Here is a 25,496-nt window from a genome sequence, read left to right as displayed (position 1 = left end):
CCCTAGCCTTCAAGCGTTTCGCCCAACTCGAGCCACTCCATCTCGAGTTCCTCGCGGGTGTCTTTCGCTGCGGTGAGCTCTTTGGTTTTGGTGGCGATGGCGTCGAAGTCGCCGGCCTCGGATAGGGCGGTGATTTCGGCTTCGAGTGTGTCTGCTCGCTCGCTTTCCTTGGCGATTTTGCGTTCCAGCGCTTTCATTTGTTTGCGGATTTCGCGTTGTTCTTGCGAGCTCAAGCCTTCTTGCTTGTCGACGACGCCCTCGCCCCGGTCCCCCAAATCGAGCGGGCCTGTGTCTGTGGCTTCGGCGGCGCGGCGGTCCAGGTACTGCTGGATGCCGCCGGGCAGGTTGGTTAAGGTGCCGTCGCCGAACAGTGCGTAGGTGGTGTCCGCGATGCGTTCGATGAGGTAGCGGTCGTGGGAGATCACCACGAGTGTGCCTGGCCAGGAGTCGAGGAGGTTTTCTAACTCTTGGAGGGTGTCGATGTCGAGGTCGTTGGTGGGCTCGTCGAGAAGCAAGATGTTCGGCTCGGCCATGAGTACGCGCGTGAGTTGGAGGCGACGGCGTTCGCCGCCGGAGAGGTCGCGCACGGGGGTGCGTTGGCGTTTCGGGGAGAAGCCGAGGCGTTCGGCGAGTTGGGAGGCGGACATTTCGCGTTTGCCGAATTGGATGTAGGTGGCGACGTCTTCGACGGCATCGATGACTCGGCGTTCCGGGTCGAGGTCGTCGAGTTCTTGGCGCAGCCAGCCGATGCGTGCGGTTTGGCCTTCGATGCGTTTGCCGGCGGCGAGTGGGTATTCGCCGGCGAGGGTGCGCAGGAGGGTGGTTTTGCCGGAGCCGTTCACGCCGACAAGGCCGATGCGCTCTCCGGGTGCGAGGCGCCAGGTGAGGTGGTCGACGAGTGTGCGGCCGTCGGGGGCGTCGATGCGTGCGTCTTCGAGTTCGATGACGACGCGGCCTTGGCGTTGCTTGGAAAACGCCATGAGTTCGACGGTGTCGCGCGGCGGCGGGACGTCTTTGATCAGGGCTTCTGCGGCTTCGATGCGGTAGCGCGGCTTCGAGGTACGGGCAGGTGCGCCGCGGCGCAGCCACGCGAGTTCCTTCCGCGCGAGGTTTTGGCGGCGCTGCTCGATGGCGTCGGCCTGGCGGGCACGTTCGGCGCGCGCGAAGGTCCAGTCGTTGTAGCCACCTTCGTAGACATCGACGGTGCCGTCGTGGACTTCCCAGGTCAGGGTGGCCACGGTGTCGAGGAACCAGCGATCGTGCGTGACGACGACCACCGCCACCTTGCGCGACAACAAATGGTCAGCGAGCCACTGCACGCCTTCGACGTCAAGGTGGTTGGTCGGCTCGTCGAGCACGACCAGGTCGAGGTCCTGCACGAGTGCCGCGGCGAGGTTCACGCGGCGACGCTCGCCACCAGAGAGGTTGCCTACCGGGGTGTCCAGGCCGAGCTCGGCCACACCGGTGCCCTGGAGGACCTCGCGCACCTTGGCGTTAGAAGCCCACTCGTAGGTCTGCAGCCCGAGTGGTTCGACGACAGCTTGGCCGACGGTGAGGGTTTCGTCGAGGTCGAAACGCTGGGTGACCACTGCCATGCGCAGGCCCGAGTTGTGGGAGACGCGGCCCGCGTCGGGCGCTTCGATGCCGGTGAGCACTTCAAGCAGGGTGGTTTTGCCGCCGCCGTTGACGCCGACGATGCCGATGCGGTCGTTGGTTTGCACGCCGAGGGAGACACCGTCGAGCAGGGTTTTCAGCCCCCACGTTTTGGAGACGTTTTCAAGGTTGATCAGGTTAGCCATATCGGGTGCATAGTCTACGCACCCTGCCTAATCGGCGGTCTCGAGCACCGCGCCGTGGTCGGGTCCTTCGGCGACGAAGATCTCGTAGCCCTCGAATCGCTCCGCCAAGTGTTCGGCGACCCATTGGGCGTGCTCGAGGCTTTCGCACAGCACCGCGACCGTGGGCCCGGAGCCGGACACGATGGCGCGCAGGCCTGCCTCGTTGGCAGCGTCGATAAGCCGCTTGAGTTGCGGGCGCATCGACAGCGCTGCCGCGTCGAGGTCGTTGTGCAGCGCCTCTGCCACCCGCGCCGCGTCGCCCGAGGTCAACGCCTGGGACAGGCCTGCGGTGTTGAGGTGTGGGACGAGGGCTGGGTTGCCGTGACGCAGGTCGTCGAGAAGCGAAAATGCTCCGCCGGTGGAAATACCCACCTTGGGGTTGACGAACACCCAGTTCAAACGGCCGCGCGACAGCATTTCGACGAGTTCATCTCCCCGGCCGGTGCCGAGTGCTGTGCCGCCCATGAGCGAAAATGGCACGTCAGCGCCGAGCGACGCTGCCAACTCGTGCAACGTCTCAGCCGTAAGCGGCTCGCCGTGATCAGCCACGAGCGCGTTCGCGGCGACCAGTGCAGCGGCAGCGTCGGCGGAACCGCCCGCCATCCCGCCAGCGACGAAGACGTGCTTGGCCACCTCGATGTGGACCTCCGGAAGGGCGATCCCGGCACGCTCAGCAACTGCGTTGACCGCGCGCCACGCCAGGTTGGTTGGCCCGTCGATGCTCTCTTCCGGCTCGTCGACGTAAAACGTGGTCTGCATGGAGCGCACGATGGGGCCCTCGGTGAGCGTGTCGGAGGCGACGAGCGTGACCACTTCGCGGCGGTCCACGGCGTGGAAGACGCTGACCAGGTCGTGGTAGCCGTCGGCGCGGGCCTCCCCTACTCCGAGGTGGAGGTTGACCTTGCCTGGTGCGGAGGCGACGTACTTACGCATGGCCTAACTGTACAAAGTCGGCCACGGTAAGTTTTTCACCACGCAGGCCTGGGTCGATTCCCGCTGCGCGAAGGGCCGCTTCGGCGTTTGCGGGCGAGCCGTAGATGCCCGCAAGTGTGGAGCGAAGCGTCTTGCGACGTTGCGCGAAGGCGGCGTCCACGATCGGGAAGACGCGCTCGCGGAGTTCGCGCGGGTTGTCGTCGTTGACGTCAATGCGCACGAGCCCCGATTCGATGTTCGGCGCGGGCCAGAAGACGTGCTTGCCAATCGTGCCGGCGCGCGAGACGTCCCCATAGAACGCGGCCTTCACACTCGGCACGCCGTAGATCTTGGAGCCGGGCACCGCGGCGAGGCGGTCGGCGACTTCTTTTTGCACCATGACCAGCACGCGCCTGATCGTGGGGAACTCCTCCAGCAGGTGCAACAGCACTGGCACGGAGACGTTGTACGGCAGGTTGGCCACCAGCGCGGTCGGTTCGACGTCGAGGTCGTCGCGGCGCACCTTCAGCGCGTCGGTGGTGATCACGGTGAGGCGTTCGGCGTACTCGGGCGCACGCGCCTGAACGGTTGCAGGCAGGCGCCCGGCGAGACGTGGGTCGATCTCAAGCGCGACCACCCGCGAGACCGTATCGACGAGCCCAAGCGTTAGCGACCCCAACCCCGGGCCAACCTCCACAACGACGTCGTCAGGCGAAAGCTCTGCGGCACCGACGATCATGCGCACGGTGTTCGGGTCGTGCAGAAAGTTCTGCCCCAGTTTCTTGGTAGGCGTGACGTCGAGTTCTGCCGCGAGTTCGCGGATCTCGGCCGGGCCGAGCAGCTGCGCGCCCGCCATTTAGCGCAGGCCCAGACGGGCGGTGCAGGCAGGCCACGCGCCCCAGCCTTGGGCGGCTTGGGTGCGCTCGGCGATGGCGATCTGCTGTTCGCGGGTGGCCAGGTCGGCGGTCGGCGCAAAGGCGGTGCCGCCGTAGGCTGCCCAGGTGCCCGGGTTGAACTGCAGGCCACCGTGGTAGCCGTTGCCGGTGTTGATGGACCAGTTGCCGCCGGATTCGCAGGCTGCGATCGCGTCCCAGACGGAACCGTTAGCCACGGCAGGGGCTGCCGCGCCGGTGTTGCCCGTCTGCTTGGTGCCACGCGCGATGACGGCGGGCTTGCCCTTCTTGGTTTCCTTCTCCTCGGCAACGCCTTCGGATTCGACAACACCGTTGACGGTCACGGTGCGGTGGATGATCTGCTTTTCGCCCTGCACGCCTTCTTCGCGGACTTCTTCGGTGCCTTCGTCGAGGGTGTCGTCGTCAATGTATTCGGCGGGCTCTTCCACCGCGACGGTCTCTGGGCGGTCGATGGTGTTGACGCGGTCGAGGACGATTTCCATGCCCGGCACGATCGCGTCGGCGAGCGCATGGTTCAAACGGTCGTCGCTATCGAAGGTGACGCCACGCGCGGAGAGCAGGTCGCCGACGGTTTTGGCTGCGGCGGAAACGTAGGTGAGGTTGCCGCCGTCGCGAAGTGCCACGATCTTCGGGGTGGTCACGTCCACGTTGAGGCCTTCGGTGACCGTCTCGTCGCGGTCGATGTCCACGCCCGCGGCGGAGGTAACGCCGGCTTCCTCGAGCAGTTCGCCGACGGTGCTGGCGGTCGAGGTGATCTGCTGGGCAACACCGTCGACGACAACGGCGACCGGCTTGGCGGTGCGCACGGTGACGGTATCGCCACGCGAGATCTTCTCCCCCGGCGCTGGGTAGACGAGGTCCTGCGGGTCAACGTCAACGCCCGCGGACTGCAGTACGCCTGCGACGTCGGCGGCGTAGGTGCGGACGTTGGTTTCCTCACCGTTGACATCCACGGTGATTTGCTTCTGGGAAGCCAGCGCGGTGCCCGCGCCACCGACGAGCACGGCGCCGGCGACAGTGCCAACCGCGACGCGTTTTGCGGCGGAGTTCTTCGGGTTGATCCGCTTGATCTGACGAGACATGCGCGCTTCCTCCGAGGGGTTAACGTAAAGCAACTTCGGTAACAATACGGTAACGCCCGCCGGGACACAAGGACCGACGCGCACTAATGTTCCAGGTCACACCCCGTAGACGCGTGAAAACGTCTCACTGATATCACGTGCCACATCGGCCACATCCATGTTGCGGACTTCGGCCAACACCTTCGCGGTGTGGCCGATAAGCGATGGCTCGTTGCGCGCGCCGCGGAACGGCTCCGGCGTCATGTACGGCGCGTCGGTCTCCACCAACAACTGGCCGGCAGGCGCCAGGCGGGCGGCCTCGCGCAGTTCCTCGTTGCGCTTGAACGTGACGTTTCCCGCGAAGCTCAGTACGTAGCCACGCTCGATCGCCTCGCGTGCCACGTCCAGTGGCGAGGAGAAGCAGTGCAAGATGACGTGTTCGGGGCGTGGGGCGTCGTCGAGAATCCGCATGATCTCCGCATCACCCTCACGGTTGTGGATCATCAGCGCCTTGCCGGACTCGCAGGCCAGGTCGATGTGGAAGCGAAACGCCTCCTCCTGCACGTCCAGCGGCGCGGTGCGCTCCGCGTCGTGTTTGAGCCAGTACGTATCGATGCCGGTCTCCCCCACCGCGACGCAACGCGGGTCGGCGGCCATGGTCTGTAGGCGGGCACGCGCGTCGTCGTCAAGTTCATGCGCCCTGGTCGGATGGATCGCGCACGCGGCAAACACGCGCTCGTTGAGATGTGCGGCCTGAAGCGCAAGCTCCGCTTCGTCGAGGCCATCGCCGACAGTGCAGATGCGCTCGACCCCGGCGGCTACGGCACGCTGGACAAACGCGTCGATCTCTTCCGCGGTACGTGCGCCGCAGGACGCGAGGTGCGTGTGTGCATCGACGAGACCTGCGATCGGCTCGGCGGGCACGGGAGTGGGACGTGGCTTCTTTTTGCTCATACGATGCACCCTATGGCATTCAACGACATTGACTCAGCCACCCGCACCCAAATTGAGGCCGACCTGGCCGAAGCCGCCGGGCGTGGCATCAACGGTTCCCCGGCGGATATCGTCGCCTCGTTCGAGGAGGAACTTGCCGACTACCTGGCGCTTCCCCGCGATGTGCAGCGCGCGTTTCCCCGCGGCGAAACCGCCCGCATCTACGGCACCGCCCTCGGCGAGGCGCTCGTGCGGGAGGGCTTTTCGTGGCAATTGCTTATCGACGACTACGGCACCGATCTTGTCGTCGTTAAGAATCCCGGCGGCGCGGACGAGAAATACACCGCCCCGCTCGTGGTTGTGGATCAGCGTTTTGAAGACGAAGAACCCGGCAAACTTACCGGGTTCCTCGATCAATTCCTCTAGGCGTGCGCAGCGGGCCTACTTCTGCACCGGCGCCCATTCGGGGCCGGTCTCGCCGAGTTCCGGATCGAGCTTGGCGATCAGCGGCTTCGGCTTAGCCAACTCGGTGCCCGGGGTAACCTCCACGCGCTGCCACACGGCCTGCTGCTGGGTGTAGTCACCGGTGATGGTCAGGTATGTCTGCCCCTTCTCTGGCAGGCCGGCACCGACGAGGTTGAAGTCGGCGTCGTCGACAATCTCCTCGATGCGCGGCTCAGCAGCCCACACACCCTTGCGACCCAAGGTCTCGTGGACCTGCTGCGCGGTGTGTGGCAGGAACGGGGTGAGCATGGCGTTGCAGTCGGACACCACCTGCAGTGCGGTCCACAGGACGGTGGCCAGGCGTTCGCGCTGGGTCTCGTCCTTGGCCAACTTCCACGGCTCCTGCTCGGCGATGTAGGCGTTCGCTTCACCAACGACGTGCATGGTCTTGGTGATCGCGTTCTTGAACCGAGCCTCGCTCAGGTCCGCACCGGCGGTAGCAAAGGTTTCTTCCGCAAGGTTCAGGATGCGCTCATCGGACGCTTCCAGCGGGCCCGGCGCGGGCACCTGGCCGAAGTTCTTGTGCGCCATGGACACGGTGCGGTTGACCAGGTTGCCCCAGCCGTTGGCCAGCTCGTTGTTCACGCGACGGACGAACTCGTCCCAGGTGAAGTCGGTGTCATTGTTCTCCGGGCCTGCGACTGCGATGAAGTAGCGCAGCGGATCCGGGCCGAACTCCTTGAGGAAGTCCTTAACGTAAATGACCACGCCCTTCGACGAGGAGAACTTCGAGCCCGACATGGTGAGGAACTCAGAAGAGACAACCTCGGTGGGCAGGTTGAGCTCGCCAAGACTGTGTACCTCGCCGCCCTTGGAGCCCTTGCCCGCGTAGCCAAGCAGCTCCGCCGGCCAGATCTGGGAGTGGAAGGTGATGTTGTCCTTGCCCATGAAGTAGTAGCCCTCGGTGGCTGGGTCCTGCCAGAAGTCCTTCCAGGCCTCCGGCTTGCCAATGTTGTGGGCCCACTCGATGGAGGCAGACAAGTAACCGACGACGGCGTCGAACCAGACGTAGAGCTTCTTCGACGGGTTGTCCTGCCAGCCCTCTACTGGGATCGGGATGCCCCAGTCGATGTCGCGGGTCATGGCGCGCGGACGCATGTCCTCGAGCAGGTTCAGGGAGAATTTCAGCACGTTCGGGCGCCAGTCCTCGCGGGTGGACAGCCACGCCTCGAGTGCGTCGTGGAGCGCCGGCAGGTCGAGCATGTAGTGCTCAGTCTCGACGAACTCCGGGGTCTCGCCGTTAATCTTGGATACCGGGTTGATCAGGTCTGCCGGGTCCAGCTGGTTGCCGCAGGTGTCGCATTGGTCACCGCGGGCATCGGTCGCGCCACAAATCGGGCAGGTGCCCTCGATGTAGCGGTCCGGCAGTGTGCGGCCCGTCGACGGGGAGATCGCACCCTTGGTGGTTTCCTTCACCATGTAGCCGTTAGCGTCCAACCCGCGGAACAGTTCTTGGACCACCGCGTAGTGGTTGCGGGTGGTGGTGCGGGTAAACAGGTCGTAGGACAGGCCAAGGCCTGCGAGGTCTTCCACGATCTGCTTGTTGTAGCGGTCCGCCAATTCCTTGACGCTGACGCCTTCCTTATCCGCCTGGACCAACAGCGGGGTGCCGTGCTCGTCGGTGCCGGAGACCATGAGCACGTTCTTGCCGGCCATTCGCTGGTAGCGGGCGAAGACATCGGACGGGACGCCGAAGCCGGCGACGTGTCCGATGTGGCGCGGGCCGTTTGCGTACGGCCAGGCCACACACACAAGAACGTTCTGGGTGGAATCAGCAGCAGTCATGGCTCCCAGCATAAGTTATGGCCCCGCTAAGCAATGAAACTGCTCCGCGGGGCCAGCAACGAAGGTGCGAAACGCTACGCGTTAGTTCTTCGCGCGCGGCTTCAGCATCTTCTTCATTTGCTCGCGACGTGCGTCGAGTTGCGCTTGGTCGCGGTGCATGCGGCGCTCGATAGCCAGCTGGCGGGCGAAGCGCTCGTGTTCCTTCTTATCCAGGTAAATGGTGTCGTTGGACATGTCCTTCACAATCGCGAACATGAGCGCGATAAGGATGAACAGGAACGGTGTTGCGGCCACGATGGTGACGGACTGCAGAGAGTTCAGCGCGTCAGCACCACCGGAGATCAGCAGGGTCAGACCGACGAATGCGGTAGCCACGCCCCACATAGCGGCCAGCCACGGCTTGGCTTCGGTCTTGCCGGACTGGGTCATGGACGCCATCACGGTCGAGGCCGAGTCTGCGGAGGTAATAAAGAAGGTACCCAGCAGCAACAGGGCGAACACGCCGACAACGTAGCCGCCCGGCAGGGCGTGCAGCAGGTTGAACAGCTGTTCCTCGTTGGAGCCGCCGCCGACGATGGACTGGCCATCCTGCTCCATCTTGATAGCGGTGCCGCCGAAGATGGCGAACCATACGGTGGACAGGCCAGCCGGGACGAGCAGGACGCCGAGGCAGAACTCGCGCACGGTGCGGCCGCGGGAGATGCGAGCCAGGAACGTACCGACGAACGGCGACCAGGAGATCCACCACGCCCAGTAGAAGATGGTCCAGCCGGAGAGGAAGTCACCAGCCTGGCCGTCGGAGCTCTCTGCGGTGCGGGCTGCCATTTCGAAGAAGTTCTGCAGGTAGTTACCAAATGCGGTCGGCAGCATGTTCAGCTGCGCAACGGTCGGGCCGAAGACAAAGACGAAGATCGCCAGGATCGCGGCGATGACCATGTTGGCGTTAGACAGCCACTGGATGCCCTTGGACACGCCCGACATTGCGGACAGCAGGAACGCCAGGGTCAACACGGAGACAATACCGATAGTCAGCTTGGTGGATGGGTTGTCCACGAAGCCGGACGCCTCCAGGCCGGAGCTGATCTGCAGCGCGCCAAGGCCCAGGGAGCAGGCGGTGCCGAAGATGGTGGCGAACACAGCGAACGCATCAATGAGACGACCGAGCCAGCCGTCAGCACCCTTCTGTCCGATCAGCGGGATGAAAGCGCTCGACAGCAGCTGCTTGCGGCCAAGGCGGAACGTCGAATACGCAATGGCCAGGCCGAGAATGGCGTACACAGCCCACGGGTGCAGCGTCCAGTGGAACATGGTCTGTGCCATGGCAGCGCCTACTTCACGTTCGTTGTGGCCGGGTACGCCGTCGAGGTACATCGCCAGTGGTTCTGCGGCGCCGTAGAACATCAGGCCGATGCCCATGCCGGCGGCGAACATCATGGCGATCCATGACGTGGTCTTAAATTCTGGTCGCTCGTCTGCGGTGCCGAGGCGAATGGTGCCGAAGTTCGACGCCGCAATCACGATGACAAAAATGACAAAAATGGTGCCGCCGAGGACGAATGCCCAGCCCAGGTTGTCAATCACCCAGGTGAAGGCGGCATCGGCGAAGTTGGAAAAGCTGTCGGGGGCAGCCAGGCCCCAGCCGACAATTGCCGCGACAATAATGGCCAACGGAATGACAATGCCCCAGTTCACTGGGGCATCTTCTGCATCCGCGGCACGCTCCATGCGCTCTTCCGGGTCGACGTAGTCCGTCGCAACGCCGTCGCGGTCGGCGTCGAGCAGCGCAGCAAGTTCGCTGGCTGCAGAAGTTTCTTGGGGTGCGTATTGATCAGTGCTCTGCGTCTCCGCATCGGGATCGTGTGGATCCCTTTGTGAGTCTCGCTGAGACATACGGTTACTCCTTTGAAGTTTTCAGGTGTTTAAAAGTGCCCAAGCAGGCTAACGTAAATAACACCTTTGTGCTAACCGAGTTGTCGCGAGAACTTACTCAACCGCGCGCAGCGAGCGCGGCATCATACAGGTCCCCTACTTTCACGCCGTGCGCTTTGGCGACCTGTTTCGCAGCGTCCTTCATACGCTCGCCCTTTTCGACGAGCTCAAGCACCTTCCCCACCAAATCTTCCGCTTCCGGCTGCTTCGGCTCCCCACCTTCAATCACAAGCGTGATCTCGCCGCGTACGCCGTCTGCTGCCCATTCGGCAAGTTCTGCAAGAGTGCCGCGCTTGACCTCTTCATAGGTTTTGGTCAGTTCCCGGCACACCGCGGCGCGGCGTGTACCGCCGAGGACGTCGGCGGCGTCGTCAAGCAACTGCGCGATGCGGTGCGGGGATTCGAAACAGCAGACGGCGCGGCGCTCGTCGACAAGAGTTTCCAGCCAGGCCCGGCGCGCACCAGCTTTGCGGGGCACGAAGCCGTCGAAGATGAAGTGGCCGACGTTGAGCCCGGACAGCGCAAGTGCCGTGGTTACCGCAGACGGGCCCGGGATACAGGTCACGGGGATGCCGGCGTCGTGGGCGGCGGCGACGATCGAATGCCCTGGGTCGGAAACAATCGGCATGCCGGCATCCGTGACGACGAGGACGGTGCCGGTGCGGGCGGCGTCGAGAAGCTCACGCGAACGCGCGTCCTCGTTGTGGTCGAAGTTGGACACCACACGCCCGGTGATCTCCACACCGAGTGCCGCAGCCAGCGCGCGGGTGCGACGCGTGTCCTCCGCAGCGACGATATCGGCCCGACCAAGGGCCTGCACGAGCCGTGGAGAGGCGTCCCCGATGTTGCCCAGCGGTGTGGCGGCGAGCACCACTCCGGTAGCTGGGAACTGGGTTTCACGATCATGCTCGGCGGACATAAGCCTGAAGCATACGCGTCAGGCGCTAGTATCTTCGTCCGTGACCACTATCGCGAGCACTTCCAACGCCACCCCGGCGTCAGACGAACCAGGCGCGGCGCGCAAAGTCCGCCCGAGCCGACCGGCCCCCACGGCACCCGTATCTGTGCCGTGGACACGCCGCGACACCATCGCCGCCAGCGTGATCGGTGTCCTCGCGCTGTTTACCAGGTTCCTGGGGCTGACCCAGCCGACCAGTTCCGGCACCCCGGTCTTCGACGAGAAGCACTACGTACCGCAGGGTTGGGACATGGTGCGCAGCTCCTTCAACCCGGTGCTCGGCGGCATTGAGTCGAACCCGGGCTACGGCCTGGTCGTGCACCCGCCGCTGGGCAAACAATTGCTAGCGATGGGCGAAACCATCTTCGGCTACACGCCTTTGGGTTGGCGCATCATCACCGCACTGTTTGGCACCGCGGTGATCGTGTTCGTGTTCCTCATCGCGCGCCGCGTGAGCCAGTCCACCTCTATCGGTGTGGTCGCGGGCATCATCGCGCTTTTCGACGGCGTCCTGCTCGTCGCAGCCAAATTCGGCATGCTGGATATCTTCCAGGTCCTGTTTATCGTCATTGCCGCCTGGACGCTCGCCGGCGACATGCGCGAGGTGCACCACCGCTGGCACGATGCCTGGCTGGCCGGCAAGTTGGACGGCACCGGCCCGTTCGGCCCACGGATGGGCTTCCGCTGGTGGCGCTTCGCCACCGGTGTCGCCCTTGGTCTTGCGCTGTCGGTGAAGTGGTCAGGCCTGTATTACATCATGTTCTTCGGCCTGCTGTCGTCGTTCTGGGACCTCTACCTGCGCCGCCGCTACGGCGTGGAAAAGCCGGTCGCTGGCACCTTGCTTCGCGACGTCCCAGCTGCACTCGCCTCGATCGTGCTCATCCCAGCACTGCTTTACATCTGGTCCTGGCGCGCCTGGTTCGCCTCTGAAACCTCTGTGTACCGCCACTCGCTTGCAGACGGCACCATCGCCGGCTCCGACTGGCCCTGGCTGACAAACCTGCCCGATTCCGTCGCAGGTTGGCTGTACTACCACTTCTCCGTCCTGAACTTCCACGCATCCCTGACCTCCTCGAGTGGGCACTCTCACCCGTGGGATTCCAAGCCGTGGGCATGGCTCGTCTCTGCGCGCCCGATCCTCTACTACTCCGCCACTGACTTGGAGTGCAAGGTCGCCCCGGGCGATGGCACCTGCCGCGAGATGATTTACATGTTCGGCACCCCTGCCATCTGGTGGCTCACCGTGCCAGTCCTGCTCTGGGCGTGCTGGGTCTGGCTGACCCGCAAGGACTTCCGTGTCATCGTTCCGGTGATCGCCTTCGCCGCCGGTTTCCTCCCGTGGCTGGCTGCATTCGACCGCCAGATGTACTTCTTCTACGCCACTGCTCTCGTGCCGTTTACGGCGGTGCTGCTTGCACTGGCGGTGGGCAACCTTGCGAAGAAGGGCGGACCCGTGACGTGGAGTTGGGTCAACAAGGTCGCAGGCTTTGAGATGCGCTGGGGCCAACTCGCTGCCGTGGTCTACATCGCCTTGGTCGCGGCAAGCTTCTTCTACTGGTCCCCGATCTTCTACGGCATGCGCATCCCGGATTCCTACTACGAATCCCTCATGTGGCTGCCGAGCTGGAAATAACCAGCTGGAAATAACTACAACGGGTTGGCGCCGAGAATGCGCCACGCCCGGCGCACTTCCCCGCCGCGATCCGCGAACGACGTCCACACCAGCGCGATCACGCTGACAAACGGGATGAATACCGCGGCAGGTTCAAACTCACCCGCGCCAAGGACCGCGTCGCGCACCGCGAAGCCGACCGTGAAGGTGAACATCGACCCCACGATCAACAGCACGCCCGGGATCTGACGCGGCTTCCACGCCGTAAACGCCAGCGCGAGCGCCACACCGAGGCGTACAGACGCGCTAGACGCCACCACCGGTTCTTCCCCACCGGCAACGATAAGGCTGATGGCCCACAGCACCCACGCCACCGCCATAGCGAAAAGCAGGGTGCGCCCGATGGCAAGGCCGAAAGCGCGCCGTTGCGAGAGCTTGCGCCATTCGTCGTCCACGCTTGCCAGGATCACCTCTGACAGATCCTGCGGCGGGGCCATCGCGGGACGCTCCTGCGGCACGAACTCATGGGAGAGCACCAGGGCCTGGTCGAGGAAGGCCTGGCACTCATCACAGCTCGCCAGGTGTGCGTCGACGACGGCGTCGTCGAGACCGGCCGGTTCGCCGTCGATACGCGCAGACAGCGCTGCCTGAACTTCCTCGTGGCTAAGCACGCGTTAACACCCCATCCAAACTCGCACGACCGGTGCCGAACACGATGATGATAAACAACGCCGCAGCTAGCACCAGCGGGTACTCGATCCCGGCGTTTTCCACGAAGAACCCGTTATCCAGGTGCACGAAATACCCCGCGGCGAGCACGAGCAGCGTCAGCACCGACGCGACGATCGTAGTGAGCAGCCCCACTGCCAAAAACGCCCCACCGATAAGTTCAGCGGTACCAGTCAGGTATGCGGACAGTTGTGGCTGCGGCACCCCGAGTGCCGCGAAATCGCGCCCGGTTTGCGCCATGCCGGTGTCAAACCAGTGTTGAAACCCGCGGGCGACAAATACGGTGCCGAGGACAAGACGCAAAAGGAGCAGCGCAAAGTCACGTACGGCAGGCCTATTCATGCCAACGAGCGTACCCGTGGAACCGAACGGGGTAGAAACGAGTCCAATAGTTATGAGTGAAAACAAGATGAACGAAACTGACCAACTTCCAGACACCGCAGGATGGCCCGTCGTCGGCGAAGACGGCCGTGCGCGCCCGCCATGGGCCGCAACCGATCCCCTGCTGCGCGACTACTACGACGCAGAGTGGGGCGACCCCGTACGCGACGAGCGGGGCATGTTTGAACGCGTCTGCCTCGAGGGCTTCCAGGTGGGTTTGTCGTGGCGGTTGATCCTGCAAAAGCGCGATGCGTTCCGCGACGCCTTCGCAAACTTCGACCCGGAGGTGGTCGCGGGCATGAGCATTGAGCATTTGCTTGACGACGACACCTTGATCCGCAACCGCCGCAAACTCCAAGCCGCCGTGACCAACGCCAAGGCAACACTTGCCCTGCGCGAGGAGGGCACGCACTTGGGCGAGTTCATCTGGTCCTACAAGCCGGAGACAACCCCTGCCCCGCGCACGATGGCGGAAGTCCCGACACAATCCGACGAGTCTGCGCAGTTAGCCAAGGATTTGAAGAAGCGGGGGTTCACCTTCGTGGGACCGGTGACCATGTACGCGCTGATGGAGTCCACCGGCATTTTGGACACGAACCTCATCGGCACGTGGAAGCGTGGCAGATCCGGAGTGTGGGACTAGTCGTCGTCCATTTCGGCGAAGGCGTCCTCGACCGAGTCGTACTCCTCACGGGAGGCCTCCCACACTTCCTTCGCCGCCGAAAAGTTCACCGCGGCGATGATCGCGCCGACGATGATGTCGAACCATGCGGTGTGCCACACGAAGGTCAGCAATCCCGCGACGATGATGAGCACGTTGGCCAACGCGTCGTTGCGTGCCGCGAGCCACGCGCCGGTGGCAAGCGACGAGCCTTCGTCGCGCAGCCGCAGCAGGATCACGGCACAGATCAGGTTGACCGCCAGCGCGCCGAGCGCAACACCGGTCAGCCCTTCCGGTGAGGGTGGCTCTGGGTTCAAAATCTTGACCACCACAGTCACCACGGCTGCCACCGCCGGGATCAAGATCAGGGCGGCGAGGACACTGCCGGCAGCGCGTCGCCTCGAAGCAGGCCATGCAACCGCAACAAACACGAGCAGGTTGATAGCGGTGTCTTCGAGGAAGTCGGCCGAGTCCGCAAACAATGATGCGGAACCAATCGATATCGCAGCGACGAACTCAACGAAGAAGTACGCGAGGTTTAGCAGCGCAACGATGAGCACTGCGCGGACACTGTGACCAATCCTTTCCATAGCGAAAGCCCCGCACGATCGTTCTATCGTGCGGGGCGGAAAGTGGAGCTAAGGGGAATCGAACCCCTGACCTTCGCATTGCGAACGCGACGCTCTACCAACTGAGCTATAGCCCCTCAAGGGCGCCTCTTGAAGGCGATTGCCACGTTACTCCTGCAACCCGATGTGGTTAAATCGCCTGGTTATAAGCACTAGCTGGCGCGTGCAGCGAAGCGGTCGCGGATATCGCGGTAGTCGGCCCGGTCGTGGTCGTCTTCTGGCGGAGTGAAGCGAGAAACGGGCAGTGCGTCGAAGTCGGGGCTGTCGTCGTCAAGATCCAGGATCACCGAGCCCGAGTAGCGACGAGCAACGCGCTCGCGCGAGTTGGCCTCATCACCCAGAGCGACACCCAGGCGCGCGCGACGCAGCTGGCGGAGACGACGCTGGTGCAGTGCGCGCTCCTGCAGCACGGTGTGGCGCAGTGCGATCATGTACCACGCGGTCAGGCCAAGCGCGACGATGTTGAGCGCCCACACCCAGCCACCGGCGACGAACGCGGCCACAAACGTGATCACACACGCTGCAAGCAGACCGAGCAGCGTGCGCTGGCGGCGCTGCTGGCGCGTGGCCTTGGCTGCCTGCTCGCGCTGTGGGTCGTAGCCACCGCGGCCACGACGCGACGCCGCAAATGCGATGTCTGCCTCGTCGACGACATCGTTTTCGGCCGCGTCTTCAGCGTCTGTGTCTGCGTCTGCGTCTGCGTCCACAGCATCCTCAGCGTCGACGGCCTCGACAGCGTCCGCGTTGTCCTCTGCGTCCTCCGCACCATCAGCGTCAGCGACCTCAGCCTCAGCGCCTGTGTCCGTGTCTGCGTCTGTGACGGTGTCTGCGGTGGCGTAGCCCAGGTCCGCCGGCGAGGTGTACGTCTCGTCGAACTCGTAGCGATCTTCCTCGACAGCTTCTTCAGCGGTGTCTTCAGCGCCCTCTTCGTTCTGGACGAGCACGGAGATTGCGGTCGAGCCGCCAGCCTCTGCGGCGACAACACTGGCGGTCTCAGCAGATTCAGCGGTCTCGTCAGATTCCTCAGACTCGGCGGGTGCAGCCTCGTCCTGGGATTCAGCGTCAGCCTCGTCGGCGACGTGCTCGATAACTTCGCCATCGACGGTGTTGTCGTCCTGAGCTGCGTCTTCGGCCTGTGCGGATTTGAAGAGGCGCAGGTTCGGGGCGTCGTCGATAAGCACCTGCTCCTCCTCGGCGACAGCCTCGACAACCTCGTAATCGTCATCTGCGTCGTCGTGGCGGTGGATGTCAGCCTGGGTCAGCTTCGGGCGCCGGCGGGTTGCCATGGGGGCGTCGCCACCTTTGTGCAGCACGCGCGTCTCTTCGTAGCCCTCACCGGAGCGGCGAATCGGCTTGTTATTCCCCACCGCCAACGGCGCGAGCACGATCACCCACACGATGAGGATCAAAACGATCAATAAGCTCGAGCTGCCCATCACAGACCTTTCCGCAACTACATGCACCCAATAGACACTTCACGCCACGGTATCGGCACAACCGACACTCGGCGGGTTGGCGCGCCGTGGTCACAGAAAGGAATTCAAAAACCAGACAACCTAGACAAGCCGACCCGCGCGGCGGAGCCGTTGCACCGCGGTCGTGGGATAGTCGTCGATATTGATGGCGACGAAGTGATGGTCACGCCACTGCCCGTCGATGTGCAGGTTGCGTCGCAAATAGCCTTCCTCCACAAAGCCGTTGGTGCGCAGCACCTTGCCAGAGGCAGGATTGCCCGGCAGATACGTCGCCGTCACACGGTGCAGACCCACGCGCCCGAAGGCGTGATCCACGCCGAGTGCACACGCCGCCGACGCGACCCCGCGACCCATATACGGCGAATGCACCCAGTAGCCGATCCAACATTCGGAGACGATCCCGTGCTGGATGTTGCCCAACGTCACTTGGCCGGCAAACGCGCCGTCGACCTCGATGACCATCGGCACCACCGTGCCCTGCTGCGCCATGCGTTTGAGGTTGAGCCACGAGTTGCGCCACGCTGCATGCGAGTGGGCGTCCTCCCAGGTGCCGTCCACTGTGGGCTCGACAGGCGCGAGCCATTGCCTATCGACGACGCGCGTCTCACACCAATCCGCCCCATCACTACCGCGCAGCGGACGCAACTGCACACGCGCACCGTCCGGCAGCCCGACGGCAGGGGTCAGTTCTGGCCAGCCCGGTGTGGGCGGGCGAAACATGGCAAACACGCTAGCTGCGCTGCCGGATGAACTCGACGTCCACCTCGTCGCCCGGGCGCACGTGGGTGGCACCCTCTGGCAAGTGGATCATGGCGTTGGCCTCCGCAAAACCAGCCAGCAAGTGAGTCGGGCCAGCGTCGAGCACGCTCAGCGGCTCCACGAGGTACTCGCCGGTCTCGCTGTCGCGCATGAGGCGGGCGCGAATGTAGCCCCGACGACCGTCGATGGACTCCATCGGACGCAACGAACGCGCACGCACCGTCTGACGCGTGATCGTCGGCGCGCCGAGGGCACGGCGGATGAGTGGCCGAACGATGGTCTCCGTAATCACCAGAGCGCTCACCGGATTCGAGGGCAAGAGGAACACCGGGATCCTCTCCTCCCCCAGCACGCCGAAGCCCTGAACGGAGCCAGGGTGCATGGCAACGCGGGTGGTGTCGATCTGCCCCATCTCGCGCAGGATCTCCTGGATCGCCGCAGCACCGGAGCCACCGACGGCGCCGGTGATGATGATGCACTCGCTCTTATCCACGTAACCGGCGATGGTCTCGCGCATGCGGCGCGGCTCCGCGTTGATGATGCCCGCGCGTTGCACCTCAGCGCCAGCCTCTTCAGCAGCGGCAGCCACAGCGTAGGAAGCGATGTCGAAGACTTGACCCAAACCAGGATCGCGCTCCAAATCGACGAGTTCCAGACCGTAGCTCATCACCGTCACTCGCGGGCGCGGGTAAACGAGCACCTTGTCGCGACCGGCCGCAGCAGCCAGCCCCACCTGCGCGGGACCGAAGATGGTGCCCTGGCGCACGGCAACGTCGCCGGGCTGGATATCGTCGCCGGCCTTGCGCACAAAGTCACCGGTGCGCACGGGGCGCAGCGGAGTCACGCGCTTGCGGCCGCGGTCGGTCCACTCCAGCGGCAACACAGCATCAGCCAGGGTGGGCAGTGGTGCGCCCGTGGCCACACGCACCGCCTGGCGCGGTTGGAGGCGCAGCGGCTTCTGAGATCCGGCGGGCACCTCACCGACGACCGGCAGCGCACGATCGGGCGCCGGGCGCGGGGCCTTCTGCTCTTCGGCGTCCGCTTCGGACTCATCCTCGGCGCCAGCTGCTGGTCGCCTGCGCAGACCTGCGGTACCGCCGACGTCGACAGCGCGAACCGCAAACCCGTCGATGGCAGCCTGAGCAAAACCGGGAACCTGGCGGGTGGCGGCGATTTCCTCCGCGCACCGCAGCCCGAGGGCATCAGTGAGTGCGACGCGGATGGGCTCCGGCGCAACGGCAGCATCAATCACCGCTGCAAGCTGCTCCTCAACGCTGCGCATGGATGTACCCGCCTTACTTTCGCCTTAGTTTGTCAGTTCGGGGTGTTCTGCTTCGTATTCGGTGATGATCTTCTTCAACGCCGTGTACAACGCCGGCCCGTACTTTTCGTCGTGCAGACCAAAGTCCACATTCGCCGGAATATAACCACCCGGATTGCCCAAATCATGGCGCTTCCCCTCATGAACCACCACATGCACCGGATGGCCTTCAGAGATCATCAACTCAATCGCATCAGTTAACTGCAGCTCGCCACCCTTACCCGGGGTAATACGACGCAGCGCATCAAAAATGCCACGATCCAACAAGTACCGGCCAGTAGCCACAAGCGTCGACGGCGCATCCTCCACGGCAGGCTTTTCCACCATGCCACGCACCTTCAACACCTCGATGCCATCAAAGGACTCCCCCGCATCCTCAACATCAAACACGCCGTAGTTAAACACCTCTTCACGCGAGACGTTAAACGCGCACAGCACAGACCCACCGAGGCGATTGCGCACTTCGACCATCTTGTCCATCACCCCCATCGGCAGCACAAGATCATCCGGCAACATGACGGCCACGGCATCTTCGTCGTCGTCAAGCGCCTGCTCCGCACACCCCACAGCATGACCCAGGCCGAGGGGCTGATCCTGCTCAACCGCAACAGCCTGAATCAGCTCGCCAGCACGAGCAACCTTTTCAGCCTGCTCTTCCTTGCCGCGCGCGACCATGAGATCCTGCAACTCGGCAAAGTCACCGAAGTGGCGCATGATCTCTTCCTTATTCGGCGCCACCACCACCGCCAAACGCTGCGCACCACAGGCCGCAGCCTCCTGGGCGATCAACTCAATGCCCGGAGTGTCCACCACCGGCAGCAACTCCTTCGGCACAGTCTTCGTCGCCGGCAAAAAACGCGTCCCCATACCAGCAGCAGGAACAACAACCGTCTTCAACGAAAACGCGTTGCCGTCCGTGGCAGCCTGGGCCGCAGCAGTGTGGTCAGTAGAATTCCGCATAAGTCATGAGCTTAACCTGACGCCCCTGTAAACCCGGTGAGCGACCCAAGGAGTTCCGTGTCCCAATCCACACCAGCCGTCAATGCAAAAGATGCTTTGCGACGAGCCCACCTCTCCACCCGGCGCGAATTAGCCGCAGACACTGCACGTAAGCGATCGCTCGACGAGGCGATTGTGTCGCACACATTGGCGTGTTTGCGCGAGACGAATGCGGTGGGGACCAACATCGCGGCCTACAACCCGTTGGCCACTGAGCCGGGCCCAGCCGATTTCGCGACTCGTCTTACCGGGCCCGCCCGCACGGTGTTCTTGCCAATCTCGCTCAGCAGCGGCGAGCTGGCGTGGTCCCCAGCCGCAGCCGACGACGCCGGTGCAGCCGGTGCACTCGGAGTCGTCGAGCCAACCGGCGCACGATTCACCTCCCAGGTGTTGCGCTCGTGCGGGTTGATCGTCGCGCCGGCACTCGCGGTGGACCGAGGCGGGATGCGCCTGGGTAAAGGCAAAGGCTATTACGACCGTGCGCTTGCAGGACTCGACGTACCGGTGGCGGCGGTGGTCTACGACGAGGACATCGTGGACGCCGTGCCTTGCGACGACCACGACCAACCCGTGGACTACATCATCACCCCAAGCGGATTTTTTAGGGTCTGAGGGAACCGGGGTAGTGCAGGGTCCGTCAGATACCTATGGACCTTCACGCACAGTTCGCGCAGTTGCGCACGCCCGGATACCGCCGGTCTGTCATCATTCGTCGCATCGTTGCGGTGGTTCTTGTCATCGCCGCGACGTTGCACGTCATCGTCGGTGTGTCCCGCGATGATCCAGCGGTGGTTGTCTTTGCCCGTGAGGTTGCGCCCGGCACGACGCTTACCGGCGAGGACGTGGCCCTGCGGCGACTTCCAGCTGACGCAGTACCGCAGGGGGCACTGTCTGATCTCGCGCTGGCGGAGGGCCAACTTCTTGCCGCGGCGGCATCAGCTGGTGAGGTGGTGACCTCCACACGCCTTGTCGGACCGGATCTCACCGCAACCTTGGTTGCGGAGGAACCACCCGGCGAAGAGTTCTCTCTGGTGCCGGTTCCGGTCGCGGAATCAGACATCATTCCGCTGCTGCATCACGGTGCACGGGTGGACGTGATCGCACAGGGGCCACGCACTGTCGCGACTGGCGGGCGCGTGGTTACTTCAGGTGAGAAAGGTACAGTTCTTGTGCTATTTCGGCAGTCTCAAGCAGAAGCCGTTGCCGCAGCCTCGTTGGATGGCCCATTGACCTTACTTTTGAGTCGTCATATACAACCGCCTAGTATTCCCTAACATGCTTCAAGGTTTTAAAGATTTCATCATGCGCGGCAACGTCATTGACCTTGCCGTTGGCGTTGTGATTGGTGCAGCTTTCACCGCTGTCGTCACCGCATTTTCCGATTCCATTATCAACCCGTTCCTCGCAGCCCTCGGCGGCGTGGACTACTCCGGCCTCGGCTTCTTCGTCCGTGAGGGCAACGAGGCTACCTTCGTTGACTTCGGTGCACTGATCACCGCAATCATCAACTTCCTGCTCATCGCTGCAGTGATCTACTTCCTGCTGGTCATGCCGATGAACAAGCTCGACGAGACACAGAAGCGTCGCAAGGGCGTCGACCCAGAGGAGCCGGCTCCGACCGAGACCGAGCTGCTCGCGGAAATCCGCGACCTGCTGTCCAACCAGAACCCGAACTCCACCCAGAAGCCGCTGAACTAATCCCCGTGATGCGGCGGCCGCTGCTCTTCGTAGAAGGCGCGGCCAGTCAAGCCCGGCTCTTCGTCATCGAGTAGCACTTCGCGCTCGCCGTCGAACGCCGGGCTTTTGCGTTGTTGCGACGGCGCCTTATCCGCCGTGCGGTCGTATTCCACATCCGCACGACGCACGACTCTTCTTCTCTTGCGTTCCATCTGCACTGTCACCGCGCGCTATCTACACCGAGTACTGGTTGAGTTCGCCGATGAGGTGGGTGACCAGCGGGGCAATCGTCGATACGCCATCGCGAATCGCCTGACGGCTCGACGCCAGGTTCACCACCACCGTAGAGCCGGATACACCGCAAATGCCGCGGGAGGTGCACGCATCAACCGCGCCACACGCCTGCCCCGACGCCCGAATCGCCTGGCTCACCCCCGGCACCACCTTATCGATGATGCCGCGCGTCGCCTCCGGCGTCTTATCGCGCGGGCCAACACCCGTACCGCCGAGCGTGAGCACCAAGTCCACACCACCGACGACACCGGTCTCAATCGCCTTGCGGATATCGGACTTCTTCGACTTCACCCGCACCACACCGTCAACCCGGTAATTGAACTCGCTAAGGAGCTCCACCACCATCTTGTCGGTGTTATCGCCGGGGGCGTCGTATCGACGATCCCCCACCAACACAACAATGGCACGCGGCGATTCCGGCGCAGCCTGCTCCAGCTCAGAGGCACGAAGGGTTGCATCGTCCGGCTCGTTCATGTCCAGATCAGCAAGATCAACCGAGTCATACAGTTCAGTCATCGTAAAACGGGCTCCCGTCCGTCAGCGCGGTGAGAAAATATTGCAAGTCTCTAAAGAACTTACTCTGTGCTGAGGGTCACCTCTACCGGAATCGGCTCACCTTCTCCTTGACGCTCCACTTGCAGCGTCACTGTCTGGCCAAAGTCCTGTGAACGGGTAGCGGCAATCAACGCGTCGGCTGAATCTATAAGTCGGTCATTCAACCGCGTGATCACATCTCCCCGTTTCAGGCCCGCCTGCTCCGCGGGGCTGTCCGGCTCCACCGCAGCAACCACAGCGCCGCCAGTGATCGCCTGGGCGATGCTGACCTGCACACCCAGCATCGGTTGTGTCGCCTCACCATTACGGATCAGCTGATCTGCCACTCGCTTGGCAAAGTTCGACGGAATGGAGAACCCAAGACCGATCGAACCGCCGGAGCTCTCTCCGCCAAAGCTGCTCTGGGACAGCGACGCAATCGCCGAGTTCATACCGATCAGGTTGCCGTTCATATCCACCAACGGGCCGCCCGAGTTACCGGGGTTGATCGCCGCATCCGTCTGGATGCCGTCCATCAGCGAGCTCTCGCCGCCACCCTGGCTCGCGCGCACCGGCCGGTTGAGCGCAGAGACAATACCTGAGGTCACCGTCGCAGACAGACCCAACGGCGAGCCGACCGCCACGACCTGCTGGCCCACACGCAGGTCATTAGAATTGCCGAACTGCACCACCGGCAAGTTGTCTACGCCCTCGATCTTGAGCACGCCAATGTCGGTGTTCACATCGGAGGCAACATACTGCGCGCGGTGGCGAGAACCATCGTTGAGCGTGACTTGAATTTCGGTCCCCGGCTGCGCACCTGCGGCAATCACATGGTGGTTGGTCAGCACATACCCATCAGAGGAAATGATGGAGCCGGATCCCTCCGCCCCACCAGAGCGCGTGGCCACCTCAATGGACACCACCGACGGCAGCACCTGCGCCGCCACCTTCTCTACCGATCCATCTGGTGCCTCCGCGGCATTCGACACAGAGGGATTCTCCAGGGCGTTTTCTTGCGCCTGCTCTCCACTCGGAGCATCTACGCTTTGCGACGATCCCGCCGACCCCGCAACGTAACCCGCACCACCACCGGCTGCAAGGCCTGTCACCAACGCAACCGCAAAGGCGGTTCCTACGCCTGCGCGACGCTTCGGAGCCTGGGATTGCGGCGGAACCGTGTACACGCCACCGCTTGGCACATACGGTGCCTGGTCGTAGTTTTCAGTTGTCTGGTGCGGAAAGCTCGAGGTTTCATCGTTGGGTTGCTCTCCGAAATCGCGCGTATTGCTCATGGATTGCGAGTATGCCCTACCGCGCTGTGGCGGCGCTTGCGACCTCACCAAACGAAACGTAGTGTTTTCTGTACATTTTCTGTACGGGTTTAGCTGTAGCTTTTCTTCGGGATGACGCGGGTCTCGTTCTCGTCTTCGACTATAAGATCCTCAGCCGTCTCGTCCTCCGGAGGACGTCCCGGGAACACCACCCGGAAACGGGCGCCACCGTCATCCGACTCTTCCGCCACGATTGTCGCACCGTGGCGGTCCATCACCTGTTTCACAATCGCCAATCCCAGGCCAGAACCCGGCATAGCGCGCGACTCCGGGGAACGGTAGAACCGTTCAAAGACTTTCTCGCGCTCCTCGGGTGGGATGCCGGGGCCCGAGTCGTCGACAATAAGCACCGCGTTGCGCTTCGCCGCCTTAAGCGACACACGCACTGCACCACCCTCCGGCGACCACTTCGCAGCATTATCGATCAAGTTGATCGGAGCACGTCCCATGGCAAAACGATCACCACGAATGACCCACGGGTCGGCGTGGAACAAGAACGTCACATCGGGGCGACGACGACGCACACGGTCCAGCGCCTCTTCGAGCACCTCGTCGAGGCGGAAATCCTCCGGCTCGGTCTCATGCGACTCGTCGCGGGAAAGGTCGACCAGGTCGCCGATCAGGATCGACATCTCCTCCATTTGGGCAAGCACATCACGTTCCAAATCGGCCCGGTCCTCAGCCGAAATCTGGTCCTGACGGCCGGAGTTATGCAACATCATCAACAACTCAATGTTGGTGCGCATCGATGTCAACGGCGTCTTGAGCTCATGGCCCGCATCCGCCACCAATTGCGCCTGACGCTTCTTGGACTCCTCCAACGACCTCACCAAGGCGTTGATCGAAGAGGTCACCTCCGCAAATTCGTCGTCGCCCTCCACCGGAAGTTCGCGTGGCCCGCTCGACTCATTGGCGTTGTCTAGCTCGCGGTGCAGCCTGCGCACCGGAGTCAGACCCACCGCCGATATGAGCGCACCAGAAATCCACGCCACCAGGCTGCCTACGCCGATAACGACCAGCCCAGCCGCCGCTCGGCTCCCAGAGATGCGGTTGTATGGGTCCTCTGTCCGGGACGCGGCAACCACCATCCCATCAGGTGTTTGACGCACGACAACGCGCTTACCGTTGACTGAACGCACGGACACCGCATCGCCGCTTTCCGTACGCAAATACGGCCCCGAAATGGAGATGGGATCGCCCCAAAACAGGTTAGAGTCTGCCGCCGAGACCGCAACGCTTGTCAACGGGTTCGAACGCCGAAACGCCGCAATCTCAGAACGGATCTGATCTTCCGAGGCCCCGTCGAGCTGGCGAGCCATCCCCAACGTCTTGCTCCGCAGCTCAGTATCCAACACGCCTTCGTGGGTTTTGGTAGACAGCCACATGCCAAGCATCGTCGTGAGCCCAATCGCAGCCGCGACAATGAAGCCGGACAACACCGCCAATTTCAGGCGCAAGGAATGACCCGCCCCGAGGCGGGTCTCATAGGCATCGCCAGACGCGACGCGCAACATCACGGAGCAGTCTCCCGAAGCACGTAACCCACACCACGCACAGTATGGATAAGGCGAGATTCACCGCCAGCCTCAGTCTTACGACGCAAGTAACCGATGTAAACCTCCAGGGCGTTGCCTGAGGTTGGGAAGTCGTAGCCCCACACTTCCTCAAGAATGGTCTGACGGGCCAATACGTGGCGCGGGTTCTGCATCAGCAGGTGCAGCAACGCAAACTCCGTACGAGTCAGCGAGATCGGTCGGCCATCGCGGAACACGTCACGCGTCGAGGTGTCCATGGTCAGGTCCTCGAACTTCAGCGTGGTCGAATCCTTCTGCTCACTGTGGCGCGACTCCGCACGGGAGCGACGCAGTAGCGAACCGACACGGGCCAGCAGCTCCTCAAGCGCAAACGGCTTAGGCAGGTAGTCGTCCGCACCAGCGTCGAGGCCAGCCACACGGTCCGCGACACCATCGCGCGCCGTCAGCATAAGAATCGGGCCATCGTAGCCCGAAGAACGCAGCGTGCGGCAGACACCGAGGCCGTCAAGCTTTGGCATCATAAGGTCCAAAATGGTCAGATCCGGCTGTTCTAACCGGATCTGGTCGAGCGCATCCTCACCATCTACGGCGAGAACAACGTCGTATCCGTTGAAACGAAGCGACCTACGCAGTGACTCGCGCACAGCCTGTTCGTCATCGGCAACGAGAATTTTCATGCGGATATTATGACTTATTTTCCTCTAAGAGTGAAAACGACATCA

The 25,496-nt window shown here is 63.2% G+C and carries 26 protein-coding genes and 1 tRNA gene; 6 read left to right on the top strand and 21 right to left on the bottom strand.

The genetic code is table 11. The features are described 5' to 3' along the window. Positions 1 to 2: 2 nt before the first annotated feature. The 5 genes from CCOY_RS04210 to CCOY_RS04190 form a co-directional block, all read right to left on the bottom strand. Positions 3 to 1,799 (bottom strand): ABC-F family ATP-binding cassette domain-containing protein, encoded by a 1,797-nt coding sequence (locus CCOY_RS04210; RefSeq protein WP_092101948.1) that lies wholly within the window; start codon positions 1,797 to 1,799, stop codon positions 3 to 5. 27 nt (positions 1,800 to 1,826) lie between these two features. Next, positions 1,827 to 2,771, bottom strand: a complete 945-nt coding sequence (locus CCOY_RS04205; protein ID WP_092101945.1) for a 4-(cytidine 5'-diphospho)-2-C-methyl-D-erythritol kinase — start codon at positions 2,769 to 2,771, stop codon at positions 1,827 to 1,829. After that, positions 2,764 to 3,606, bottom strand: a complete 843-nt coding sequence (gene rsmA, locus CCOY_RS04200) for a 16S rRNA (adenine(1518)-N(6)/adenine(1519)-N(6))-dimethyltransferase RsmA (protein ID WP_070614878.1) — start codon at positions 3,604 to 3,606, stop codon at positions 2,764 to 2,766. The genes CCOY_RS04205 and rsmA overlap by 8 nt, the downstream gene beginning before the upstream one ends. Continuing rightward, complete coding sequence (locus tag CCOY_RS04195; RefSeq protein ID WP_070421408.1) at positions 3,607 to 4,746, bottom strand: resuscitation-promoting factor; 1,140 nt, start codon at positions 4,744 to 4,746, stop codon at positions 3,607 to 3,609. It lies immediately after the preceding gene. 96 nt (positions 4,747 to 4,842) lie between these two features. Further along, entirely contained in the window at positions 4,843 to 5,679 is an 837-nt protein-coding gene (locus tag CCOY_RS04190) for a TatD family hydrolase (RefSeq protein ID WP_092101941.1), read from the bottom strand. Positions 5,680 to 5,691: 12 nt separating this feature from the next. On the opposite strand from CCOY_RS04190, the gene CCOY_RS04185 reads away from it, so the two are divergent. After that, entirely contained in the window at positions 5,692 to 6,084 is a 393-nt protein-coding gene (locus CCOY_RS04185; RefSeq protein ID WP_092101938.1) for a DUF3806 domain-containing protein, read from the top strand. Positions 6,085 to 6,099: 15 nt separating this feature from the next. Here the strand turns inward: CCOY_RS04185 and metG are convergent, their stop codons facing one another. The 3 genes from metG to rsmI form a co-directional block, all read right to left on the bottom strand. Further along, on the bottom strand, positions 6,100 to 7,947 hold the full coding sequence (metG, locus tag CCOY_RS04180) for a methionine--tRNA ligase (protein ID WP_244268704.1): 1,848 nt from the start codon (positions 7,945 to 7,947) through the stop codon (positions 6,100 to 6,102). Between the two features lie 81 nt (positions 7,948 to 8,028). After that, positions 8,029 to 9,837 carry a BCCT family transporter gene (locus tag CCOY_RS04175; protein WP_083279308.1) on the bottom strand — a complete coding sequence of 603 codons (1,809 nt, stop codon included), beginning with the start codon at positions 9,835 to 9,837 and terminating at the stop codon, positions 8,029 to 8,031. Positions 9,838 to 9,934: 97 nt separating this feature from the next. Then, positions 9,935 to 10,795, bottom strand: a complete 861-nt coding sequence (gene rsmI / locus CCOY_RS04170; RefSeq protein WP_070570927.1) for a 16S rRNA (cytidine(1402)-2'-O)-methyltransferase — start codon at positions 10,793 to 10,795, stop codon at positions 9,935 to 9,937. 40 nt (positions 10,796 to 10,835) lie between these two features. On the opposite strand from rsmI, the gene pmt reads away from it, so the two are divergent. Next, positions 10,836 to 12,467 carry a protein O-mannosyltransferase gene (pmt, locus tag CCOY_RS04165; protein ID WP_373270704.1) on the top strand — a complete coding sequence of 544 codons (1,632 nt, stop codon included), beginning with the start codon at positions 10,836 to 10,838 and terminating at the stop codon, positions 12,465 to 12,467. Between the two features lie 14 nt (positions 12,468 to 12,481). Here pmt and CCOY_RS04160 read toward each other — a convergent pair whose 3' ends face one another. Together CCOY_RS04160 and CCOY_RS04155 are read right to left on the bottom strand one after the other, a co-directional pair. After that, complete coding sequence (locus CCOY_RS04160; protein ID WP_092101930.1) at positions 12,482 to 13,117, bottom strand: zf-HC2 domain-containing protein; 636 nt, start codon at positions 13,115 to 13,117, stop codon at positions 12,482 to 12,484. Continuing rightward, positions 13,110 to 13,517, bottom strand: coding sequence for a DoxX family protein (locus tag CCOY_RS04155; protein ID WP_070421414.1), 408 nt, complete (start codon positions 13,515 to 13,517; stop codon positions 13,110 to 13,112). Before CCOY_RS04155 ends, CCOY_RS04160 begins: the two co-directional genes overlap by 8 nt. 52 nt (positions 13,518 to 13,569) lie before the next feature. On the opposite strand from CCOY_RS04155, the gene CCOY_RS04150 reads away from it, so the two are divergent. Further along, positions 13,570 to 14,199 carry a DNA-3-methyladenine glycosylase I gene (locus tag CCOY_RS04150; protein WP_244268703.1) on the top strand — a complete coding sequence of 210 codons (630 nt, stop codon included), beginning with the start codon at positions 13,570 to 13,572 and terminating at the stop codon, positions 14,197 to 14,199. Here CCOY_RS04150 and CCOY_RS04145 read toward each other — a convergent pair. From CCOY_RS04145 to CCOY_RS04120, 6 genes are all read right to left on the bottom strand, one after another. Next, positions 14,196 to 14,807: a cation efflux transmembrane domain-containing protein gene (locus CCOY_RS04145; RefSeq protein WP_070829946.1), complete on the bottom strand. Its 612-nt coding sequence runs from the start codon at positions 14,805 to 14,807 to the stop codon at positions 14,196 to 14,198. The two genes, CCOY_RS04150 and CCOY_RS04145, sit on opposite strands and share 4 nt — an antisense overlap. A gap of 43 nt (positions 14,808 to 14,850) precedes the next feature. After that, positions 14,851 to 14,923, bottom strand: a tRNA-Ala gene (locus CCOY_RS04140). A 75-nt stretch (positions 14,924 to 14,998) separates the two neighbouring features. Beyond that, entirely contained in the window at positions 14,999 to 16,264 is a 1,266-nt protein-coding gene (gene sepX / locus CCOY_RS04135) for a divisome protein SepX/GlpR (protein WP_143028464.1), read from the bottom strand. A gap of 138 nt (positions 16,265 to 16,402) precedes the next feature. Next, positions 16,403 to 17,041 carry a GNAT family N-acetyltransferase gene (locus CCOY_RS04130; RefSeq protein WP_070421481.1) on the bottom strand — a complete coding sequence of 213 codons (639 nt, stop codon included), beginning with the start codon at positions 17,039 to 17,041 and terminating at the stop codon, positions 16,403 to 16,405. A gap of 10 nt (positions 17,042 to 17,051) precedes the next feature. Continuing rightward, positions 17,052 to 18,362, bottom strand: coding sequence for a molybdotransferase-like divisome protein Glp (gene glp / locus CCOY_RS04125; RefSeq protein ID WP_070421417.1), 1,311 nt, complete (start codon positions 18,360 to 18,362; stop codon positions 17,052 to 17,054). Between the two features lie 24 nt (positions 18,363 to 18,386). After that, positions 18,387 to 19,361: a UTP--glucose-1-phosphate uridylyltransferase gene (locus tag CCOY_RS04120; RefSeq protein WP_070483676.1), complete on the bottom strand. Its 975-nt coding sequence runs from the start codon at positions 19,359 to 19,361 to the stop codon at positions 18,387 to 18,389. 57 nt (positions 19,362 to 19,418) lie between these two features. Between CCOY_RS04120 and CCOY_RS04115 the strand changes: the two genes are divergently transcribed. From CCOY_RS04115 to mscL, 3 genes are read left to right on the top strand one after another with little or no spacing between them, the layout of a single operon-like run. Beyond that, a complete protein-coding gene (locus CCOY_RS04115) occupies positions 19,419 to 20,012 on the top strand; it encodes a 5-formyltetrahydrofolate cyclo-ligase (RefSeq protein WP_167594511.1) in 594 nt (197 codons plus the stop codon). 35 nt (positions 20,013 to 20,047) lie between these two features. Further along, positions 20,048 to 20,674: an SAF domain-containing protein gene (locus CCOY_RS04110; protein WP_092101921.1), complete on the top strand. Its 627-nt coding sequence runs from the start codon at positions 20,048 to 20,050 to the stop codon at positions 20,672 to 20,674. A 1-nt stretch (position 20,675) separates the two neighbouring features. Beyond that, the gene (gene mscL / locus CCOY_RS04105) at positions 20,676 to 21,098 is read left to right on the top strand and encodes a large conductance mechanosensitive channel protein MscL (protein WP_092101918.1); all 423 of its coding nucleotides are present in this window, start codon (positions 20,676 to 20,678) and stop codon (positions 21,096 to 21,098) included. On the opposite strand, the gene CCOY_RS04100 is transcribed toward mscL, so the two are convergent. The 5 genes from CCOY_RS04100 to CCOY_RS04080 all read right to left on the bottom strand — a co-directional run bounded on the left by CCOY_RS04100 (position 21,095) and on the right by CCOY_RS04080 (position 25,451). After that, a complete protein-coding gene (locus tag CCOY_RS04100) occupies positions 21,095 to 21,301 on the bottom strand; it encodes a hypothetical protein (RefSeq protein ID WP_143028463.1) in 207 nt (68 codons plus the stop codon). The genes mscL and CCOY_RS04100 overlap by 4 nt on opposite strands. 10 nt (positions 21,302 to 21,311) lie before the next feature. After that, the gene (locus CCOY_RS04095; RefSeq protein WP_070421423.1) at positions 21,312 to 21,887 is read right to left on the bottom strand and encodes a MogA/MoaB family molybdenum cofactor biosynthesis protein; all 576 of its coding nucleotides are present in this window, start codon (positions 21,885 to 21,887) and stop codon (positions 21,312 to 21,314) included. 59 nt (positions 21,888 to 21,946) lie between these two features. Next, the gene (locus CCOY_RS04090; protein WP_092101915.1) at positions 21,947 to 23,200 is read right to left on the bottom strand and encodes a S1C family serine protease; all 1,254 of its coding nucleotides are present in this window, start codon (positions 23,198 to 23,200) and stop codon (positions 21,947 to 21,949) included. Positions 23,201 to 23,289: 89 nt separating this feature from the next. After that, a complete protein-coding gene (locus tag CCOY_RS04085; protein WP_092101912.1) occupies positions 23,290 to 24,753 on the bottom strand; it encodes a sensor histidine kinase in 1,464 nt (487 codons plus the stop codon). After that, positions 24,753 to 25,451: a response regulator transcription factor gene (locus CCOY_RS04080; RefSeq protein ID WP_070421425.1), complete on the bottom strand. Its 699-nt coding sequence runs from the start codon at positions 25,449 to 25,451 to the stop codon at positions 24,753 to 24,755. Before CCOY_RS04080 ends, CCOY_RS04085 begins: the two co-directional genes overlap by 1 nt. Positions 25,452 to 25,496 lie beyond the last annotated feature (45 nt).

Origin of the sequence: Corynebacterium coyleae, from assembly GCF_030408635.1 — a bacterium.
In the GTDB taxonomy this organism is placed as follows: domain Bacteria; phylum Actinomycetota; class Actinomycetes; order Mycobacteriales; family Mycobacteriaceae; genus Corynebacterium; species Corynebacterium coyleae.
Note: the sequence above shows the minus strand (reverse complement) of the source record. Positions and strands in the feature narration are given on the sequence as shown.

Coding starts and splice junctions, on each gene's coding strand:
- mscL (WP_092101918.1), top strand. CDS start 20,676: ATGCTTCAAGGTTTTAAAGATTTCATCATGCGCGGCAACGTCATTGAC.
- CCOY_RS04110 (WP_092101921.1), top strand. CDS start 20,048: ATGGACCTTCACGCACAGTTCGCGCAGTTGCGCACGCCCGGATACCGC.
- glp (WP_070421417.1), bottom strand. CDS start 18,362: ATGCGCAGCGTTGAGGAGCAGCTTGCAGCGGTGATTGATGCTGCCGTT.
- CCOY_RS04130 (WP_070421481.1), bottom strand. CDS start 17,041: ATGTTTCGCCCGCCCACACCGGGCTGGCCAGAACTGACCCCTGCCGTC.
- CCOY_RS04095 (WP_070421423.1), bottom strand. CDS start 21,887: ATGACTGAACTGTATGACTCGGTTGATCTTGCTGATCTGGACATGAAC.
- CCOY_RS04085 (WP_092101912.1), bottom strand. CDS start 24,753: ATGTTGCGCGTCGCGTCTGGCGATGCCTATGAGACCCGCCTCGGGGCG.
- CCOY_RS04150 (WP_244268703.1), top strand. CDS start 13,570: ATGAGTGAAAACAAGATGAACGAAACTGACCAACTTCCAGACACCGCA.
- CCOY_RS04195 (WP_070421408.1), bottom strand. CDS start 4,746: ATGTCTCGTCAGATCAAGCGGATCAACCCGAAGAACTCCGCCGCAAAA.
- CCOY_RS04155 (WP_070421414.1), bottom strand. CDS start 13,517: ATGAATAGGCCTGCCGTACGTGACTTTGCGCTGCTCCTTTTGCGTCTT.
- CCOY_RS04145 (WP_070829946.1), bottom strand. CDS start 14,807: ATGGAAAGGATTGGTCACAGTGTCCGCGCAGTGCTCATCGTTGCGCTG.
- rsmA (WP_070614878.1), bottom strand. CDS start 3,606: ATGGCGGGCGCGCAGCTGCTCGGCCCGGCCGAGATCCGCGAACTCGCG.
- CCOY_RS04205 (WP_092101945.1), bottom strand. CDS start 2,771: ATGCGTAAGTACGTCGCCTCCGCACCAGGCAAGGTCAACCTCCACCTC.
- CCOY_RS04190 (WP_092101941.1), bottom strand. CDS start 5,679: ATGAGCAAAAAGAAGCCACGTCCCACTCCCGTGCCCGCCGAGCCGATC.
- CCOY_RS04175 (WP_083279308.1), bottom strand. CDS start 9,837: ATGTCTCAGCGAGACTCACAAAGGGATCCACACGATCCCGATGCGGAG.
- rsmI (WP_070570927.1), bottom strand. CDS start 10,795: ATGTCCGCCGAGCATGATCGTGAAACCCAGTTCCCAGCTACCGGAGTG.
- CCOY_RS04080 (WP_070421425.1), bottom strand. CDS start 25,451: ATGAAAATTCTCGTTGCCGATGACGAACAGGCTGTGCGCGAGTCACTG.
- CCOY_RS04090 (WP_092101915.1), bottom strand. CDS start 23,200: ATGAGCAATACGCGCGATTTCGGAGAGCAACCCAACGATGAAACCTCG.
- CCOY_RS04210 (WP_092101948.1), bottom strand. CDS start 1,799: ATGGCTAACCTGATCAACCTTGAAAACGTCTCCAAAACGTGGGGGCTG.
- metG (WP_244268704.1), bottom strand. CDS start 7,947: ATGACTGCTGCTGATTCCACCCAGAACGTTCTTGTGTGTGTGGCCTGG.
- CCOY_RS04120 (WP_070483676.1), bottom strand. CDS start 19,361: ATGCGGAATTCTACTGACCACACTGCTGCGGCCCAGGCTGCCACGGAC.
- CCOY_RS04185 (WP_092101938.1), top strand. CDS start 5,692: ATGGCATTCAACGACATTGACTCAGCCACCCGCACCCAAATTGAGGCC.